The organism is Moraxella nasibovis (genome assembly GCF_029581575.1).
GTDB lineage: Bacteria > Pseudomonadota > Gammaproteobacteria > Pseudomonadales > Moraxellaceae > Moraxella > Moraxella nasibovis.
This window is the reverse complement of the sequence record NZ_CP089975.1, coordinates 1693588-1713429: the sequence shown is the minus strand read 5'-3', so window position 1 is coordinate 1713429 and position 19842 is coordinate 1693588. Positions and strand designations below refer to the sequence as shown.

Below are 19842 nucleotides of genomic sequence, written 5' to 3'. Positions count from 1 at the left end.
TTTTTTTTGGTGGAGATTGTATGACCAACGCACTTTATAACCGCCACGAGCCAAAAGAAAACTGCGGCTTTGGTTTGATTGCTAATATTGACGGCGTGCCAAGTCACAAAGTGGTGCGAAATGCCATTTTGGGGCTTGCCAGAATGCAACACCGTGGGGCGATTTTATCAGATGGTAAGACGGGCGATGGCTGTGGTCTGTCCTTGCAGTTGCCAGTCAGCTTTTTTCGCACCATTGCCAGTGAGTCAGGCTTTGTGCTGGCGGGCAATTTTGCGGTGGGACAGATTTTTTTGCCCAATGACGAGGCGCTTGCCAAAGCGTGCATTGATGTCATCAATGAAGAGCTGACCGCTGAGACTTTGTCGGTGGCTCATTGGCGTGATGTGCCTGTCAATCCAAGCGTGCTTGGTGAGATTGCCTTGGCAGAAATGCCAAAAATCTGCCAAGTGTTCATCAATGCCCCAAACGGCTGGAGCGTCAGAGACCTACAAAGACGCCTGTTTGTGACTCGCCGCCGCATCGAAAAACGCCTTGAAACCCCCGAAAATAAAGATTTTTATATTTGTAGTTTTTCCAATCAGACCATCATCTATAAGGGTCTGTGCATGCCAAAGGACTTGACGAAGTTTTATCCTGATTTGGGCGACCTTCGTATGCAGTCGGCGATTGCGCTGTTTCATCAGCGGTTTAGTACCAACACCCAGCCACGCTGGCGATTGGCTCAGCCGTTTCGCTATCTTGCCCATAACGGCGAGATCAACACCATCTCAGGCAACCGTGCATGGGCTAGGGCTCGAGCTTATAAATATCGCACGCCGCTCATCGCCGATTTGCAGACTGCTGCGCCCTTTGTCAATGAGACCGATTCGGATTCTAGCTCGCTGGATAACATGCTAGAAGTGTTCGTGTGTGGCGGCATGGACTTGTTCCGTGCGATGCGACTGCTTGTGCCACCTGCATGGCAAAAAAACCCTGTGATGGACGATGATTTGCGAGCGTTTTATGATTTTAACTCCATGCACATGGAGCCGTGGGACGGACCTGCGGGCATCGTGCTGTCGGACGGTCGCTATGCGGCGTGTAACCTTGATAGAAATGGACTGCGCCCTGCACGCTTTGTCATCACCCAAGACCGCCTGATCACCATCGCATCTGAGGTGGGCATTTGGGATTATGCCCCTGACGAAGTGGTGGAAAAAGGGCGTGTCGGACCAGGTCAGCTTTTGGTGATTGACACCAAGCTGGGTAAAATCTTGCATTCTCATGAAATTGACAGCGAGCTTAAAGACCGCCACCCATACCGTGCATGGCTTGACAAAAATGTGAAAAAACTCACGCCATTTAGTGAGGTGGCTGATGAGGAAATTGGCAAGGCGCAGATGGATAGCGATACTCTGGCAAGCTACCAAAAGCAGTTTTTGTACGACCAAGAAGAGCTTGAAAGCATCATTCGTGTGATGGGCGAGGATGGTCAAGAGGCGATCGGCTCTATGGGTGATGACACGCCTTTTGCGGTGCTGTCCCATCGTCCGCGTGTGTTGTTTGATTATTTCCGTCAGTATTTCGCCCAAGTCACCAACCCACCCATCGACCCTTTGCGTGAGGCGCATGTCATGAGCCTAACCACGAGCATTGGTCGTGAGATGAGTGTGTTCTTTGAGGCAGAAGGTATGTCTAGCCGTGTCAATTTTGACTCGCCGATTTTGGTGCATTCGGACATGATGCAAATTCTAAATCTGCCTGCTGAGCATTATCAGCACGCACGACTGGACGCCACTTTTGACCCAAGTAACGAAAGCCTACAAAGTGCCTTGGCACGCCTAGCCGATGACGCACAAAAGGCGATCAAAGATGGGGCGGTGCTACTCATCGTCTCGGACAGAAATCTGGCAAAATCTCGCCTGCCTATCCCATCAGCGATGGCGGTGGGTATGCTACAAAATTATTTGGTTGCCAATAATCTACGCTGTGATGCCAACATCATCGTAGAGTCTGGCGAGCCACGCAACCCGCACCATTTTGCCGTACTGATCGGACTTGGTGCGACCGCTGTTTATCCGTATTTGGCGTATGAATCACTTGCTCACATGGTAAATATCGGGGCGATTGACAAAGACATTCGCACGGTACATGCCAATTTTAGATACAGCATCAACAAAGGTCTGTACAAAATCATGTCAAAAATGGGCATCTCTTGTGTGTCGTCTTATCGCTGTGCCAGACTGTTTGAAATCGTGGGTTTGGGCGATGAGATTGGCAAAGTATGCTTTGATGGCATGGTCAGTCGCATTGGTGGGGCGGACTTTGCCGACATTGAAGACCAGCTTGTCAAGGTGGGTAAGGAGGCATGGCGAGCCAGTGTGCCTGTGCCTGCTGGCGGACTGTTGAAATTCAAGCCAAATGCTGAGTATCACGCCTACAACCCAGAAGTCGTCAATACTCTACAACAAGCGGTCAATAGTGGCGACTATGCCGACTATGAACGCTACAAAAAAGCGGTCAATGAGCGAGATGCCATGACCTTGCGAGATTTGTTAAAGCTCAAAGAGCAAACACCCATCTCAGTCGATGAAGTGGAATCTGCGGACAATCTTTACAAACGCTTTGACTCAGCCGCCATCTCCATCGGTGCATTAAGCCCAGAGGCGCACGAGTCGCTGGCACAGGCGATGAATGGCTTGGGCGGATTTTCAAACTCAGGCGAGGGCGGTGAAGACCCTGCTCGCTATGGCACGGATAAGGTTTCACGCATTAAGCAGGTGGCGTCAGGGCGTTTTGGGGTGACGGCGGCTTATTTGATGAGCGCTGATGTCATTCAGATTAAAGTCGCCCAAGGGGCAAAACCTGGCGAGGGCGGACAGCTGCCAGGCGACAAGGTAACGCCTTACATCGCCCAGCTTCGCTATGCCGTGCCAGGCTCAACACTCATCTCGCCGCCACCGCATCATGACATTTATTCTATCGAGGATTTGGCTCAGTTAATTTTTGATTTAAAACAAATCAATCCAAAAGCCTTGATTTCAGTCAAACTGGTGTCTTTGGCAGGCGTTGGTACGATCGCCACAGGCGTGGCAAAAGCCTATGCCGATCTCATTACCATCGCAGGCTATGATGGTGGCACAGGGGCAAGTCCGATTTCTAGCGTCAAATACGCAGGCAGTCCGTGGGAGCTTGGTCTGGCTGAGGCACATCAAGCCTTGCTTGAAAACAACTTACGCCACAAGGTTCGTTTGCAAGTCGATGGCGGTCTAAAAACAGGGCTGGATGTCGTCAAGGCGGCACTTTTGGGAGCGGAGAGCTTTGGTTTTGGCACAGGTCCAATGGTGGCGCTCGGCTGTCGTTATCTGCGTATTTGCCATCTGAACAACTGCGCCACAGGTGTGGCAACCCAAGATAAGACCTTGCGAGACAATCACTATCACGGCGATAAAGAAAAAGCGATGAACTACTTTAAATTCATCGCCCAAGATGTGCGACAAATCATGGCAAGTCTTGGTGTGTCAGAGTTTAATGATTTGGTTGGTCGCACCGATTTGCTTGAAATTTTACAAGGCAATACCGCCAAACAGCAAAAGCTGACCTTGCAAGCCTTGCTATACGCTCCAGCTGTACCAGCAGGCAGTAGCCGCTACTGCACGCAGGCGAACCCGCCGTTTGATAAAGGCGAGCTGAACGCACAGATTCTGTCTAGCTCACGCATTGAGCATGAAAGCGACAATGGCGATAAGACGGTGTCGATGAGCTTTGATGTCAAAAACACCGACCGCAGTATCGGTGCAAGCCTTGCAGGTCAAATCGCCAAAACGCACGGCAACCGTGGCTCTAAGACGACTTATGACATCGCCCTAAACGGCACGGCAGGACAAAGCCTTGGCGTGTGGCTGACAGGGGGTATCAACCTTACCCTAACAGGCGATGCCAACGACTATGTCGGTAAGGGCATGGCGGGCGGTCGCATTGTCATCAAGCCGCATCAGGGCGTAAGCTTCTTGCCACATGAAGCGACCATCGCAGGCAATACCTGTCTGTACGGTGCGACTGGCGGCGAGCTGTTCTTGTCAGGGCGTGCAGGTGAGCGCTTTGCCGTGCGTAACTCTGGGGCGACTGCCATCGTTGAAGGCATCGGCGATAACGGCTGTGAATACATGACAGGCGGTGCGGTCGTGGTGCTGGGCAAGACAGGTATTAACTTTGGGGCAGGCATGACAGGTGGCTATGCCTATGTGCTTGATGAAGATGACAACTTCACCAAATGCGTCAATACCGAGATGGTGGAAGTGCTGTCATTGGCAGATTTGCCGACGCATCAAGAGCATCTGCGTGGACTCATCGCTCGCCACATCAGTCTTACGATGAGTGTGATTGGGCAGGCGCTATTGTCCGACTGGGAGAATGCCAGCACTCGCTTTAAGCTGGTCAAGCCAAAGACTGTTGATGTTCACGCCTTGCTTGGGCATAAGCAAAGAAAAGTGGTCGAACTTCGTCAAATCACGGCTTAACCACCGCTTGTCCGCTGAACATACAGGCAGATTTGTCAAAGATTGGGCTTTGGCAAATCCACCCAAAGCAAAAATTTATAGGAAATATCCATGTCATACGAAGAAAATATTTATCAATTCATCGATTTGCCACGCATCGATCCACCAAAAATCGCCCTAGAAACCCGCAAAATCAAGTTTGTGGAGATTTATCAGCCATTCACCGAACAGCAGGCAGCGCATCAGGCCGACCGCTGTTTGGCGTGTGGCAACCCCTATTGCCAAAACAAATGCCCACTGCATAACAACATCCCCAACTGGCTAAAACTTGCCAAAGAAGGGCGCATCATCGAGGCGGCAGAGCTTGCTCACAGTACCAACACCTTGCCTGAGGTGTGCGGACGCGTCTGCCCACAAGACCGCCTGTGTGAGGGCGACTGCACCTTGAACGCAGAGTTTGGAGCGGTGACCATCGGTAGCGTCGAGCGATACATCACTGAGAAAGCCTTTGACTTAGGCTGGAAACCCACCGTCAAAGCCGCCCCCACAGGCAAAAAAGTCGCCATCATCGGCGCAGGGCCTGCTGGTCTTGGCTGTGCTGATGTGCTGGTGCGTCAGGGCGTGTCGGTAACGGTCTATGAACGCCAAAACGAAATCGGCGGACTTTTGACCTTTGGCATTCCTGCCTTTAAGCTTGAAAAATCGGTCATGACTCGCCGCCGTGCTATTTTTGAGGAGATGGGTGTGCAGTTTGTGCTTGGCTGCGAGATTGGCAAAGATGTGTCGCTTGCTGAGCTTGAAAAAGAGTACGATGCGGTGTTTTTGGGCGTGGGTACTTATCAGGGGGTCAAGGCGGGCATCGAAGGCGAGACGGCACAAGGCGTGCATTCAGCGCTACCTTATTTGATTGGCAATACCCAGCACCTAATGGGATTGCCTTGCGACTATGTGGACATGGCAGGCAAAAATGTCGTGGTTCTAGGTGGCGGCGACACAGCGATGGACTGCGTGCGAACCGCCGTGCGTCAAGGGGCAAGCCGTGTCACCTGCGTGTATCGCCGTGATGAGCAGAATATGCCAGGCAGTAAAAAAGAATATCAAAATGCAGGCGAGGAGGGCGTAAACTTTGCCTTTAATACGCAGCCTGTATCGATCGAGGCAGAGCCTCTGGCGGTGGATACTGACAGCCAAGGCAAAGTCGTGGGATTAAAAATCGCCAAGACTGAGCTGGTTGCGCCTGCTGGCGGTGGTCGTAAAGTCGCCCAAATCATCGAAGGCAGTGAAGAAGTCATCGCTTGTGATGCCGTCATCGTGGCGTTTGGCTTTGTGCCACATCAGATGAGCTGGCTCGATGCGGTGGGCGTGGGCGTGGATGACAGAGGTCGTATCGCCAAGGCAGGCACGCTGTTTGGTCAGACTGCCAACCCAAAAATCTTTGCTGGTGGCGATGTGACTCGTGGCTCGGATTTGGTGGTGACCGCCATCGCCGAGGGTCGAGACGCCGCCAAAGGAATCTTGGAATTTTTAGAGGTTTAAGGAGTGGGCTAAGCGGTTTGATGTGATTGGTCAATTTTATTTAAAACCAAGCAAGCATATTAAGCTCAAATGACCGTGAAGCCGTCTGATTTGAACCATTATTCATTGATAGCACAGCCAAAAGTTTTTGTAAAACCTAGCTTTAATTTTACTGCGATCAGGCAGGGGTGAAAAATATTTCGCCTCTACGGAAAGTCGCCAGATTTGTGGGAATTTTAAAGTTTACTCGGTATAACCTTTACCATTTCACCAACCGCCAATTTTGGCACATTTAGGAGTTCTTATGAGCATTCAAAAAGCAGTTCAGCTGATGAAAGACAGCGAAGCGGTGTTTGTCGATCTTAGATTTACCGACACCAAAGGCAAGCAGGCGCATGTGACCATTCCTGCTCACATCGTTCTTGATGATCCAGAGGAGTGGTTCACCGATGGTCAGGCGTTCGATGGCTCATCAATCGGTGGCTGGAAGGGCATTCAGGCGTCTGACATGCAGCTCATCGCCGATCCTAGCACCGCTTATCTTGACCCATTTTATGACGATGCGACTGTGGTCATGACCTGCGATGTCATCGATCCGACCAGCGGTCAAGGCTATGACAGAGACCCACGCTCGATTGCTAAGCGTGCTGAAGAATACCTAAAAGCCACTGGCATTGGCGATACAGCATTCTTTGGACCTGAGCCTGAGTTTTTTGTGTTTGATGGCGTAGAATTTGAGACCGACATGAGCGGTACTCGCTTTAAGATTCACTCGGACCGTGCCGCATGGAGCAGTGGTCAAGCCCAAGATTCACAAGCATTGGGTCTAAACTTAGGACACCGTCCATTTGTCAAGGGCAATTATTTTAGCCTAGCGCCGATTGACAAAGGTCAGGATTTGCGTTCGATGATGACTCGCCTCTTAGAACAAATCGGCATCCCTGTTGAGGTGCATCATGGCGAGGTCGCCACCGCAGGTCAGATGGAGATTGGCACGAAGTTTAGCACTTTGGTGCAGCGTGCCGACTGGACGCAGGACATGAAATACATCATTCACAATGTGGCGGCAAGCTTTGGGCAGACAGCCACCTTCATGCCAAAGCCTTTGATGGGCGATAATGGTAGCGGTATGCATGTGCATCAGTCTATCTGGAAGGATGGTGAAAACCTATTTGCAGGCGACGGCTATGCAGGACTTTCTGAGACCGCTTTGTACTATATCGGTGGTATCATCAAGCACGCCAAAGCCCTTAATGCCATCTGCAACCCATCAACCAACTCATACAAGCGTCTGGTGCCACACTTTGAAGCGCCTGTCAAGCTTGCCTATTCTGCCAAAAACCGCTCGGCATCGATCCGTATCCCTGCCGTCAACAGCGCCAAGGCTCGCCGCATTGAGGCTCGTTTCCCCGACCCGATGGCAAACCCATATTTGGCATTCTCAGCACTGCTCATGGCAGGTCTTGATGGCATCCAAAATAAAATTGACCCAGGCGAACCTGCCACCAAAAACCTATACGACCTACCACCAGAAGAAGATGCACTCATTCCGACCGTCTGTGCGTCATTGGATGAGGCACTAGAAGCATTGCGTGCTGACTGCGAATTTTTGACTCGTGGCGGTGTGTTTAGCCAAGATTGGATTGACAGCTACATCGACTTTAAATACGAAGAAGTCCGCCGTCTGCAAATGGCGCCGCACCCACTGGAATTTGAGATGTATTATTCTTTGTGATGTTTGTGATCGCCAAAAAAACCCAAACAAGCCGTTTGGGTTTTTTTATGCCCCCTGATCGCTACAAAAATTTATTTTGGGCGTGGAGAGGGTAAATGACTGTGATAAGTCAATGTTTGTAAGGGCCTATGCAACACGCTACAAATGGCATGACATTTTGAGGTAACTATATCAGCACCCAAGCTGCCCTTGACATAAAAAATCTCTGTAAAAACAGAGATTTGAGATTGACTGATGATCTTGGGGTGATCTTATTCTGACATGGCGTCTTCGTGTAAGCGCACATTCAATTCATCAATCGGCACAACCCACACGGCATTTAACTCAAAGCCTTCTTTTAAAAAGGCGCGTTGTTGCTCGCTCCAAAAGGGCGCATCAACCAGCTTGGTTTCTTGAGGTAGCTGATTTTCACGGATGAATGCTTCGATTGCCTCATCTGAGCTTTCCAAGCCCAGTTGAGCAAATAATTGATTGATGTTGTATTCGATTTCACCAAGCATGACTTTCTCCTTTTTTGGTTTTTGTGATGTCGGTGGCGAGGGGCGTAAACCCCCTAAATGACTTGCGACCGATGCCATGATTGTAACACAGTCAAAAAAATGAGCAAGGCGTAAACCTTGCTCAAATGTAGGTGTTTTGTAGAAATACAGTTTTAAAGTTGTTTTATAAAATGGCAGCTGCCATCACCACATCAGCCCAGCACTTCTACAAGCTCGCCTTCCACCAGATGCATACTGATCGCCTGATCGATACGCACATTGACGAATTTGCCAAGTAGCTCGTCGCCACCCTTAAAAATCACCGAACGAGTGTTGTCCGCCGTGCCGTGTAGATAGCCATTTCGGCGGTTGGCTCGCTCTTCGACCAGCACACGCACCACTTGACCGACCATCGCACGAGTCTTGGCAAAGGTGGATTCTTTGATGACTTCTTGAAATTCAGCAAGGCGTGCTTTTTTGGTTTCAAGGCTCACATCATCAGGCAAATCTGACGCAGGCGTGCCAGGGCGTTTTGAATAAATAAAGCTATAAGAATGGTCAAAGTCCAAATCTTTGGCAAGTTGTAGCGTGTCATTAAAATCGCTGTCCGTCTCGCCTGGAAAGCCGATGATAAAGTCGCTAGATAAGTGCAAATCAGGACGCACCGCTTTTAACTTATTGATTTGATTGATATAAACATCAATGGTGTGATTGCGTTTCATTGCCGCCAGGACATTGTTTGAGCCAGATTGGACAGGCAGGTGCAAATGCGACACCAGTTTTGGCAGCACTTTATAGGCATCAATAATATCATCGGTAAACTCAAGCGGGTGGCTTGTCGTGTAGCGAATGCGTTCAATGCCATCAATGTGCGACACATAATGAAGCAGCTCGCTAAAACGGCAAATCGTGCCATCGTCTTTTTCGCCACGATAGCCATTGACATTTTGTCCAAGCAGGTTGATCTCACGCACACCTTGTGCAGCCAGACTATCAATCTCAGCAAGCACATCGTCAAGCGGACGAGACAGCTCTTCGCCACGCGTATAAGGCACGACACAAAACGAACAGTATTTTGAACAGCCTTCCATGATGGAGACGAACGCCTTGTATCCTTCGACCTTTGGCTCTGGCAAAAAGTCAAACTTTTCAATGCTTGGGAAGGACACATCAACCACACCAATGCGATTTTTTGGGATTTCGGCAGACTGTTTGGTCGATTGTTCATACAGCTCGGGCAAGCGGTGCAAAGTCTGCGGTCCAAACACCATATCCACATAAGGGGCGCGTTTTTGGATATTATCGCCTTCTTGGCTTGCCACACAGCCGCCCACGCCGATGATGAGATTGGGATTTTTTTCTTTTAATTTACGCCAGCGACCCAGCTCACTAAACACCTTTTCTTGGGCTTTTTCACGGATAGAGCAGGTGTTCATGATCAGCACATCCGCTTCGTTGATGTCACGGGTGATGATCATGCCGTGCGACTGACCCAACACATCGCCCATTTTTTCAGAGTCGTACTCGTTCATCTGACAGCCTTGGGTGACGATATAGACTTTTTTGGCACTGCTGTCTTGCGAAGTGTTGTCTTGTGGGGCGGTCATTGCCACAGGGGTGTTTTGGGTGGTGATTTGGTGTGCTTTTGGGTCAAACGTAGCGACTTTCATGACGGGGTTTTCCAAAATGACAAAATGGGTTATTTTAGCATATTTGGCATCGATTAGGTAATGGTTTTTCCCAGATGGGCACGCTTGATGTTGGTATTTGCCAAATATTTGCCACAAAATAAAAAATCATTAAAGAAAATGTGGTTTTTGTTGCGGTTTTGTTTTAGTATATGGCAGTTTTTAGCATCTTTTGACATCGTTCTGACATTGATAGCATCGGCGGCGTTGTCATGGTGTGAATGAGTAGCATTTTTACGACATTTGATATGGAGAATTTTGTGACCAAGCCATCACAAATCGGCACTGACCGAAAACTCACTTGGCGATCTTTTGGACCGGGCATTTTGATGGCGTCGGCTGCCATCGGTGCGTCGCATTTGGTTTCATCGACGCAGGCAGGCGCGCTGTACGGCTGGCAGCTTGCTATTATCATCATTTTGGCAAACTTTTTTAAGTATCCTTTTTATCGCTTTGCCACTGAATACGCCTACAACACAGGCGAGAGTCTCGTGGTCGGCTACGCCCGCAAATCTCGGCTGTATTTGTGGACTTTCTTTGTGATGAGCATCATCTCAAGTGTCATCACCACAGGTGCAGTGGCTTTGCTGTGTGCGGTGATTTTGGGGCATATATTGCCCTTTGAGCTCGATACTTTAGTGCTGTCAGCGATCGTGATGGTGTCATCGTGGTTGCTATTGATTGGCGGTCGCTACAAGATGCTTGATAGCCTGACCAAATGGATCATCGCCGCTTTAACCATCGCAACGGTGGCAGCGGTGGCGATCGCAGCGGGCAAGCCACCTGTGATGACGCCTGATTTTATTGAGCCGTCGCCTTGGAATTTGGCGGCGCTGGGCTTTGTGGTGGCGCTGATGGGCTTTATGCCTGCACCGCTTGAATTTTCGGTCATCACATCCGTCTGGACTGCCGAAAAAATCCGCACCGACCACACCAGTCGTTACCAAGGCATGGTGGATTTTAATGTGGGTTATATGGTCTCGACCGTGCTGGCGCTGTTTTTCTTGGCGCTTGGCGTCTTTGTGCAATACGGCTCAGGGCAAGAGATCGCCATGCAAGGCGGTGCTTATGTTGGTCAGCTGATTGATATGTATGCCACCACCATCGGCGACTGGACCAAGCCTTTGGTGACTTTCATTGCGTTTTTGTGCATGTTTGGCACGGTCATCACATCGGCGGACGGCTATGGGCGCATCACCGCTGAGAGTCTGTCGCTCATCGTCAAAGACAGTAGTGAGCTGACCGAAAAATATCTCAAACTTTGGACGACTTTTGCCCTAGCGTCAGGCTATGCCATCATTGCGTTTTTCTTGGGGCAGATGGCGGCGTTGTTAAAATTTGCGATGATTTCTGCCTTTGTCGCTGCACCGATTTATGCGTATCTGAACTATTCACTGATCAAAAATGAGCCGACCACTTCATCTGGCATGCGATGGTTTGCCATCAGTGGCATTGTCTTTTTGACAGGATTTAGTGCGTTGTTTTTGTTGCAGTTTTTTGGGGTGATTGGTTAAATTTCCCAAAAATAACAAAATCAATCAGTGTTGTCATGCAGCTTTTGTAGGTTGGGTTGAGCGATAGCGAAACCCAACATTTTTTTTGTAAGTCTTTGAATTTGTTAGCCATGTAGGGCGGGCTTAGCCCACCATTTAAAATGACAATACAAAAAAGGTAGGCTGAGCATCGCCCTACATCTTAATAAGCGGTATCAATACTCCGCCTGATTCAGCTCTTTATATTTATCACAGCCTTTTTGATGTCCCAAATCACAGGCTTTACCAAACCATTCTTTGGCGGTGCTTTTGTTTTGACGGATGCTTCATCGTTATGATGGCTTACAGCGATGTTGTAGGCGGCTGATGCATTTGCATGCTTGGCAAGCGCTTGAGGGATAGAAAAGAGTTGGTCGTCAATATTATCATCCGCCATCGCAGGGACGGTGCTTAGGCTTATTGCCAATAAAGCGGTGGCAAGCGTGCGTTTGAAAGTCATGAAGGTCATTGCTTGATGGGTTTAAAGCTTTATCATATAAAATCTGATGAATGTTGGCAAAGGGCAGGCTTTAAGCGTGGTTAAAATTTTCGCTACCCATGTTTTATTGCCCATGTTTCGCTACCCATGTTTTGCTGTGATGTGTGTATTGTCATTTTGTCTTATCGCCAAAATTTGTGGGTAAAATTACAACTTTTATACAACCAAGCAACTTTGATTTGATACCCTAGATGTCATTTATCATCTCTATTTTATCATTTCACTTTGTCGTTTAAGCGAGTTTTCATGAAAATCCACCCAACCAAACTGCGTCTAGCCACCGCTTTATGTGCGCTTGGTGCCATCGCTCAGGTTGCCTGCGCTCAGGGCAATGCCAATGATGGCAGTATTTATCAGTTCATCGATGCCGAACGCCAAAAATCCAGCCCAAACGCCATGTATCAATATGAGCAGAGCATGCAAGGCACGCTGTTTGCGGTGTATCCTGAGTACTGGCGGTTGAATTATAATCTGGCGTCGCAGGACCCACAGACGGTGAACAGCTTTGTCGCCAAGTATCCAAGTCAGGTGATGAGTGAGAAACTCGCCGCCGACTACGCCGAAGTCAAGGCTCGCCAGAGCGACTATGCGTCGGTGCGAGCTGTGGCGCATTCGATCGAAAATGCCGATGATTCTGAAGCGTGCGCCATCGCTTTGGGCTACAATCAAAGCTCAGAATCTTACCGCACCTTAGAGCAAAAACACAATGTCTGGCTGAACACGCAGATCAGACAGTCTTTGTGTGACAAGCTTGCTACCGAAATGGTGGACAACCCACGCATCAGCCGCACCGACCAGCACGAACAGCTGATCCGCATGATGCGCATTGACCGCCGTCAGCTGTCTAGCCGTCAAGCACCACTGGATAAGGCAAGCGACATCATCAATCTGTCATCTCGTCTGGGGCTGCCCATCTCTTATGAGACGCTGCGTGGCATCGCCAATAATCCAAATGGCTTTTTTAGCCAGTTTGCCATGAGTGGTTATAGCGAGGTGAATCAATACCTGTATGTCTATGCCATCAGCCAGCTGGCTCATCGCTCTTATACCGAGGCGCTGTTGCAGCTAGAATTTGACATCAATCAAGACAAAGCCCGCTCGCAGAAACTCTTATCTGACATGGCTCGCCGCTACGCCTATCGCTCCATTGCGGTCAAGCGCATGAACATGAATACCGATGATGGGTTTAGCGCTGATGCGGTGACTTGGTTTAGGCAGTCTGTGGGCGAGCCGTTTAATTTTGAAGAGGCGGAGGATTATGCTCAGGCGGCGATTTATTTTGGTCAGTGGCAAGATGTCGTCTCTGCCATCTCATCGATGACGGTGGCAAAGCAGGGCGAGCGAATCTGGCAGTATTGGCTGGCTCGTGGGTATGAGCAGACGGGCAAGCAAGCCGAGGCAAAACGCATCTATCAGACGCTGGCAACTGGCGTGGATTATTATGGGCTGCTCGCCAAAGACCGACTGGGGCAAAGACTAAGTCTGTCTGAGCTGGGCGGCAGCGCTTTGCCAAATATCAGCAATAAAGACGCCCAAAGAGTCATGCAAAACCCACACTTCGCCCGTGCGTTTTTGATGATGGAAAATGGCGTCGCCAATGAGCATGTCAGCCGTGAGTGGAACTGGGCGGTCAGATCGGCTCGCAACAGCAATGACAACACCCTAGCGCTTGCCGCCGCCAAGCGTGCGCACGACTTAGGGCTGTACCATCGCAGCATCTCCGCCATCGATAATATGCCAAATCTCAGAGCGGTGGCGCTGTCGCATCCGATGCCATATCAAAGCAGTGTTACTGCATACAGTCGACAAGTTGGCATCGATCCTGCTTGGGCGTATGGCATCATGCGTCAAGAAAGCCGCTTTCAGCCAAATGCACGCTCAGGCGTGGGAGCGGGTGGCTTGATGCAAATCATGCCAGGCACCGCCAGCCAGATCGCACGCGGCATGGGCGAGTCGGCGGGCAATATGAACCACCCTGAGACGAACATTCGCTACGGCACTTGGTTCTTAAATGACCTTGCCAATCGAGCAGGCGGGCAGATCGCTGTTGCCACCGCAGGCTATAATGCAGGACCGGGGGCGGCTCGCAAGTGGCTACCGACACACGGCAGTATCAGCGCTGACCAATATGTTGAGGCGATTCCTTATGCTGAGACCCGTGAGTATGTCAAGCATGTCATGGAAAATGCCACCATCTACGGCGCTCTCATGGGCAATGGCATGACCATCACTCAGCGCATGGGGACGGTGTCGCCACGCTACTGATGGGTGTGGCTTGATATGTGTTTTAAAAATACATGAAATTTATTTAAAAAATAAAGCGCTTTTGGCTTTGCGATTTATGCTCAAAAGTGCTACACTAAGGAAGTTTTGTAGTTCTTGGCAGACTTTATGCGGTCTGAATGATTACAAAATCATCCCAATGATTTCACTTTTAAAAAAGGAATACCATCATGAGTAAAGCTCCCGTTCGTGTTGCGGTAACTGGTGCCGCAGGTCAAATCGGCTACAGCCTACTATTCCGCATCGCATCTGGCGAAATGCTTGGCAAGGATCAGCCAGTCATTCTACAACTTCTAGAAATCCCTAACGAAAAAGCTCAGCAAGCGCTACAAGGCGTGATCATGGAGCTGGACGACTGTGCATTCCCACTACTGCACGATGTCATCGGCACAGACGATCCAAATGTGGCGTTCAAAGACGCTGATTATGCGCTATTGGTAGGCGCTCGTCCCCGTGGTCCTGGTATGGAGCGTGCCGACCTACTACAAGAAAACGCCAAGATTTTCACCGTACAAGGCAAGGCGCTGAACGACCACGCCAGCCGTGATGTGAAAGTACTTGTGGTGGGTAACCCAGCCAACACCAACGCTTACATCGCCATGAAGTCTGCCCCAGACCTACCAGCGAAAAACTTCACCGCCATGCTACGCCTAGACCACAACCGTGCTCTAACCCAAGTGGCGAAGAAAACTGGCAAAGCCGTTAAAGACATCAAGAAACTTACTGTTTGGGGTAACCACAGCCCAACCATGTACGCTGACTATCGCTTTGCCACCATCAATGGCGAGTCTGTAAAAGACATGATCAACGACCAAGAGTGGAACGCCAACACTTTCCTACCGACCGTTGGTAAGCGTGGCGCCGCCATCATCGAGGCTCGTGGCTTGTCATCAGCAGCATCTGCTGCCAACGCTGCCATCGACCACATGCGTGACTGGGCGCTTGGCACCAATGGCGAGTGGGTGACGATGGGCATTCCATCTGACGGCTCTTATGGCATCCCAGAGGGTGTGATGTTCGGTTTCCCTGTGACCACCGAAAACGGCGAATACAAAATCGTCCAAGGTCTAGAAATCGACGAATTCAGCCAAAAATACATCGACATCACCCTAAACGAGCTTGAAGAAGAGCGTGCGGCGATCGATCATTTGTTTAACTAATTTTTAGTTAAATTCAACAGCACTCCAAGAGCATGGCTTTTGGGGTGTTTTTTTGTGCGTTTTTGATGATAAGTTTGATGGTAAATGCAAATATGGCTAAAATGATGGCATTTTTGCCCAAATTTCGGTATGATAGTGTGTTTTATTGATCAAAATTATGATGTGAGTATGTTGCCATGAGTATGTTTGCCAATCATCAAAACAGCCTAAAAATGTATAACACCATGACTGCCGATAAGCAGGTTTTTGTGCCGATTGAGGCGGGCAAGGTGGGTATGTATGTCTGTGGCATGACGGTGTATGATTATTGCCATATCGGTCATGCTCGTGTGATGGTGGCGTTTGATGTGATTTATCGTCATCTGTTGTCGCTGGGTTTTGAAGTCAAATATGTGCGAAATATTACCGACATTGACGATAAAATCATCAACCGTGCCAACGAAAATGGCGAGAGTATTGGCGAGCTGACCGCACGATTCATCACAGCCATGCACGAAGATGCGGATAATTTGGGCTGTCTGCGTCCTACGCTTGAGCCAAAGGCGACTGAGCATATCGGTGAGATGCAAGCCATCATCAGCACACTGATGGATAAAAAACACGCCTACACCAAAGGCGGCGATGTGTATTATGCGGTGGATAGTTTTGAGCAATATGGCAAGTTATCCAAGCGAAATCTTGATGAAATGCAGGCAGGCAGCCGTGTGGATGTGGCAGATGATAAGCTTAATCCCTTTGACTTTGTGCTGTGGAAGCGTGCCAAGGCGGGCGAGCCTGCGTGGGCAAGTCCATGGGGTGATGGTCGCCCAGGTTGGCACATTGAATGCTCGGCGATGAGCGGCTGCTGTCTGGGTGAGACTTTTGACATTCATGGCGGTGGTCATGATTTGCAATTTCCGCACCACGAAAACGAAATCGCTCAATCAGAAGCCTGCACTGGCAAAACCTACGCCAACAACTGGCTACATGTTGGCTTTATCAATGTTGATGGCGAAAAGATGAGTAAATCTTTGGGGAATTTTTCCACCATCAAAGATGTGCTTGCCAAGTTTCATGGCGAGACGGTGCGGTTTTTTATCTTATCAAGCCATTATCGCAGTCAGGTCAATTTCTCTGATGTCGCCCTAAACGAAAGCCACACCGCCATCAGCCGTCTGTATCACGCCCTAAAATCTGCCGAAGGCGTGGGTGAGATTGCACCAGATCATGCCATCGTGCAGGCAGAATTTGCCAAAGGTTTTGCTGATGAATTTGCACAGGCGATGAATGATGATTTTAATACACCAAAGGCGGTGAGCGTGCTGTTCTCGGTGGCAGGCGAGGTGAATCGTGCCATCAAGGCAGGCGATCATGAGATGGCGGTGCAATATGGCGTGCTGTTAAAGACTTTGGCGAGTAATCTGGGTCTGTTGTCGGTATCTGCCAGTGAGTTTTTGCAGGCGAGTTTGAGCGATGAAGGATTGTCTGCAGAGGCGATTGAGGCACTCATCGCCGAGCGACAAGATGCCAAGGCGAATAAAGATTTTGCCCGTGCTGACCAAATCCGTGCCGAGCTAAAAGAGCAAGGCGTGGAGCTTGAAGACAGCCGTGCAGGAACGACTTGGCGCAGAGTGTGAGATGCGTCCGTTTTGGCTGTGTGCTTTATTTTGCGTGGCAAATGCAGTCATGTAGGGCGGGCTTAGCCCACCGTTTTTTGGTAGTCGTAGGTTGAGCCTATTTAAAAAAAACTAACAAATTCAAAGATTTAAATCAAAAAATGGCAGATTTTGCTCACCCTGCATAATTGCCTTTAAAAACTATTTCATTAAAAGCCAAAGCTTAAAAGTGGCGGAAAATATGGCGGGCAAAAAAGTTGATTTGCCGCTTTTATGTTGGTGTTTGCCATAAAAAAGACCCTGAGAAAGGGTCTTTTTCTTGTGCCAAAGTGATTATTTGGCGTTTTGTGCGTCTTGTACATCGCTTACGGTGAGCGCCGTCATATTGACAATGCGGCGTGCGGTCGCAGATGGTGTCAAGATATGCACAGGCTTGTCCGCACCCAGTAGGATAGGACCAAGCGCTGCCGAGCCTGTGGCAGTCTTTAATAGATTAAAGGCGATGTTGGCAGCGTCTAGGGTCGGTAGAATCAGCAGGTTTGCTGAGCCTGATAGCGTGCTGAATGGGTAGTTTTGCTGACGCAGACGCTCATCAAGCGCCGCATCGCCGTGCATTTCGCCATCAAATTCAAAGTCCACTTTCATGTCGGTCAGAATTTGATGAACTTTACGCATCTTGATGGCAGATTCACGGTCTGAGGTGCCAAAGTTAGAATGCGACAGTAGGGCAACTCGTGGCGTGATGCCAAAACGACGCACCGCAGCTGCTGCCATGACGGTCATCTCGGCAAGCTCTTCGGCGGTTGGGTCTTCGTTGATGTAGGTGTCGGCGATGAATAGGTTGCGGTTTTGCATAAGAACGCCGCTCATGGCGTAGAAGTTGTTTACGCCATCACGCTTGCCGATGACTTGGTTGAGATAACGCAAGTGTAAGTGGTAGAAACCAAATGTACCACAAATCAAGCCGTCCGCATCACCAAGCTCAACCATCAGCGAGGCGTGCAGCGTGGTTTTGCGGCGTACATCACGGCGAGCCAGCTCAGGGCTGACACCGTTGCGCTGATTTTCTTTATAGTAATGCTCGCAATAAGCATCGTAGCGTGGGTTGTTGCTTGGGTCGATGATGGTGATGTTTTGACCATCCACCAAACGCAAGCCCAACGCAGCGATTTCTTGATTGATGACTTCTGGACGACCAATCAAAATCGGCTTAGCGATCTTTTCGTCCACCACTACTTGTACCGCACGCAGGACATTGATGTCTTCACCTTCGGCATATACGATGCGTTTTGGATCGGTCTTGGCCTTGTTAAAGACAGGTTTCATCGCAAGGGCGGTGTTATAGACGAACTCAGACAGCTTTTGGCGATAAGCGTCAAAATCTTCAATCGGCAAAGTCGCAACGCCTGTATCCATCGCAGCTTTGGCAACGGCTGGGGCGATTTCTAGGATAAGATTTGGTTCAAGTGGACCAGGGATCAGATATTCACGACCGAATGATTTGGCGGTTTTGCCATCAGCGTCTAGGTCGGCAGATTCGGTGTGCGCCATGGCAGCGATGGCATGCACGCAGGCAAGTTTCATCTCTTCATTGACGACTGTTGCACCCACATCAAGCGCACCACGGAAAATGTATGGGAAGCATAGGGCGTTATTGACTTGGTTTGGATAGTCAGAACGACCTGTCGCCATGATGACATCAGAACGCACCGCATGGGCAAGCTCTGGCATGATTTCTGGCGTTGGGTTGGCTAGGGCAAAGATGATTGGGTCTTTTGCCATTGAGCGTACCATGTCTTGGGTAACCACGCCCGGACCTGACAAGCCTAGGAACACATCAGCACCGACCATCACTTCAGCAAGGGTGGTCTTGTCGGTATCACGAGCAAAGCGGGCTTTGGATTCGTCTAGGTTTTCACGAGCAGTGGTAATCACGCCTTTAGAGTCAAGCACATAGATGTTTTCTTTTTTGACACCCAAGGCAACTGCCAAATCAAGGCAGGAGATGGCGGCAGCACCAGCACCAGAGCACACTAGGGTAATCTCGCCAATGTTTTTGCCGTTTAATTGTAAGGCGTTCAAAAGTGCGGCGGCCGAGATGATGGCGGTGCCGTGTTGGTCGTCATGGAACACAGGAATGTTCATGCGACTACGCAATTCACGCTCAATCTTAAAGCACTCTGGGGCTTTGATGTCTTCTAAGTTGATACCGCCAAAGGTCGGCTCAAGGCTTGCCACCGTCTCGATGAATTTGTCAGGGTCGGTTTCGTTGATTTCAATGTCAAAAACATCAATGCCAGCAAACTTTTTGAACAAAACGCCTTTACCTTCCATCACAGGCTTAGATGCTAGCGCACCGATATTACCCAAGCCAAGTACCGCCGTACCGTTGGTAATCACGCCAACTAGGTTTGAGCGTGCGGTGTAACGGGCTGCAAGTTTTGGGTCTTTTTCAATTTCAAGACAAGGCACGGCAACACCGGGGGAGTAGGCAAGCGCCAAATCACGCTGGTTGGCGATTTGCTTGGTGGGGGTAACAGAGATTTTACCAGGGCGTGGGTGCTCGTGGTAGTGTAGGGCAGCTTGTTCAAACTGAATGCGCTGTGCATCTACTTCGGAGGCGAAAGCGGTGTCTTTGGTTTTGTCCTGCGCAGGGACATTTTGGTGTGCCATGAGATGTTCCTATGTGATTATGATGAAGTTATGATAAATAAAATTGTGTTATTTTAGCATGATTTTGGGGGCGGTGCTAGGGTTGATTGATGAGTGTTTTTTGTGAATGAGTGAGAAAAAAGTTGGGGGTTTGGCTGGGCATTATGACAAAAACCTTTTAAAAATTCTGCTCTAAAACCACCCCAAAAAATTCGCCCCAAAGATT

11 protein-coding genes are annotated in these 19842 nt (G+C 49.5%); 7 read left to right on the top strand and 4 right to left on the bottom strand.

Annotation, left to right across the window (positions count from 1 at the left end; translation table 11 throughout):
* Positions 1–20 precede the first annotated feature (20 nt).
* The 3 genes from gltB (at position 21) to glnA (ending at position 7728) form a co-directional block, all read left to right on the top strand.
* Positions 21–4499, top strand: a complete 4479-nt coding sequence (gene gltB, locus LU290_RS08175; RefSeq protein ID WP_277808110.1) for a glutamate synthase large subunit — start codon at positions 21–23, stop codon at positions 4497–4499.
* Positions 4500–4589: 90 nt separating this feature from the next.
* The gene (locus LU290_RS08170) at positions 4590–6014 is read left to right on the top strand and encodes a glutamate synthase small subunit GltD family protein (protein ID WP_277808109.1); all 1425 of its coding nucleotides are present in this window, start codon (positions 4590–4592) and stop codon (positions 6012–6014) included.
* A 283-nt stretch (positions 6015–6297) separates the two neighbouring features.
* Entirely contained in the window at positions 6298–7728 is a 1431-nt protein-coding gene (gene glnA / locus LU290_RS08165; RefSeq protein WP_277808108.1) for a type I glutamate--ammonia ligase, read from the top strand.
* 251 nt (positions 7729–7979) lie between these two features.
* On the opposite strand, the gene LU290_RS08160 is transcribed toward glnA, so the two are convergent.
* Positions 7980–8228, bottom strand: coding sequence for a DUF2789 family protein (locus LU290_RS08160; protein WP_277808107.1), 249 nt, complete (start codon positions 8226–8228; stop codon positions 7980–7982).
* 191 nt (positions 8229–8419) lie between these two features.
* Positions 8420–9877, bottom strand: coding sequence for a tRNA (N6-isopentenyl adenosine(37)-C2)-methylthiotransferase MiaB (gene miaB / locus LU290_RS08155; RefSeq protein WP_277808106.1), 1458 nt, complete (start codon positions 9875–9877; stop codon positions 8420–8422).
* A gap of 266 nt (positions 9878–10143) precedes the next feature.
* On the opposite strand from miaB, the gene LU290_RS08150 reads away from it, so the two are divergent.
* A complete protein-coding gene (locus LU290_RS08150) occupies positions 10144–11409 on the top strand; it encodes an NRAMP family divalent metal transporter (protein ID WP_370688563.1) in 1266 nt (421 codons plus the stop codon).
* 211 nt (positions 11410–11620) lie between these two features.
* Here LU290_RS08150 and LU290_RS08145 read toward each other — a convergent pair whose 3' ends face one another.
* Positions 11621–11887, bottom strand: coding sequence for a hypothetical protein (locus LU290_RS08145; RefSeq protein WP_277808105.1), 267 nt, complete (start codon positions 11885–11887; stop codon positions 11621–11623).
* 285 nt (positions 11888–12172) lie between these two features.
* Between LU290_RS08145 and LU290_RS08140 the strand changes: the two genes are divergently transcribed.
* From LU290_RS08140 to cysS, 3 genes are all read left to right on the top strand, one after another.
* Positions 12173–14191 carry a lytic transglycosylase domain-containing protein gene (locus LU290_RS08140; protein WP_277808104.1) on the top strand — a complete coding sequence of 673 codons (2019 nt, stop codon included), beginning with the start codon at positions 12173–12175 and terminating at the stop codon, positions 14189–14191.
* 188 nt (positions 14192–14379) lie between these two features.
* Positions 14380–15369 carry a malate dehydrogenase gene (locus LU290_RS08135; protein WP_277808103.1) on the top strand — a complete coding sequence of 330 codons (990 nt, stop codon included), beginning with the start codon at positions 14380–14382 and terminating at the stop codon, positions 15367–15369.
* 176 nt (positions 15370–15545) lie between these two features.
* Positions 15546–16985 (top strand): cysteine--tRNA ligase, encoded by a 1440-nt coding sequence (gene cysS / locus LU290_RS08130; protein ID WP_277808102.1) that lies wholly within the window; start codon positions 15546–15548, stop codon positions 16983–16985.
* Between the two features lie 312 nt (positions 16986–17297).
* On the opposite strand, the gene LU290_RS08125 is transcribed toward cysS, so the two are convergent.
* The gene (locus LU290_RS08125; RefSeq protein ID WP_277808101.1) at positions 17298–19637 is read right to left on the bottom strand and encodes an NADP-dependent malic enzyme; all 2340 of its coding nucleotides are present in this window, start codon (positions 19635–19637) and stop codon (positions 17298–17300) included.
* Positions 19638–19842: the final 205 nt, after the last annotated feature.

Excerpts from the sequence above, each read along its gene's own strand:
- miaB (WP_277808106.1), bottom strand. The coding sequence starts at position 9,877 with ATGAAAGTCGCTACGTTTGACCCAAAAGCACACCAAATCACCACCCAA.
- LU290_RS08150 (WP_370688563.1), top strand. The coding sequence starts at position 10,144 with ATGGAGAATTTTGTGACCAAGCCATCACAAATCGGCACTGACCGAAAA.
- LU290_RS08140 (WP_277808104.1), top strand. The coding sequence starts at position 12,173 with ATGAAAATCCACCCAACCAAACTGCGTCTAGCCACCGCTTTATGTGCG.
- LU290_RS08125 (WP_277808101.1), bottom strand. The coding sequence starts at position 19,637 with ATGGCACACCAAAATGTCCCTGCGCAGGACAAAACCAAAGACACCGCT.
- gltB (WP_277808110.1), top strand. The coding sequence starts at position 21 with ATGACCAACGCACTTTATAACCGCCACGAGCCAAAAGAAAACTGCGGC.
- LU290_RS08160 (WP_277808107.1), bottom strand. The coding sequence starts at position 8,228 with ATGCTTGGTGAAATCGAATACAACATCAATCAATTATTTGCTCAACTG.
- glnA (WP_277808108.1), top strand. The coding sequence starts at position 6,298 with ATGAGCATTCAAAAAGCAGTTCAGCTGATGAAAGACAGCGAAGCGGTG.
- LU290_RS08135 (WP_277808103.1), top strand. The coding sequence starts at position 14,380 with ATGAGTAAAGCTCCCGTTCGTGTTGCGGTAACTGGTGCCGCAGGTCAA.
- cysS (WP_277808102.1), top strand. The coding sequence starts at position 15,546 with ATGAGTATGTTTGCCAATCATCAAAACAGCCTAAAAATGTATAACACC.
- LU290_RS08145 (WP_277808105.1), bottom strand. The coding sequence starts at position 11,887 with ATGACTTTCAAACGCACGCTTGCCACCGCTTTATTGGCAATAAGCCTA.
- LU290_RS08170 (WP_277808109.1), top strand. The coding sequence starts at position 4,590 with ATGTCATACGAAGAAAATATTTATCAATTCATCGATTTGCCACGCATC.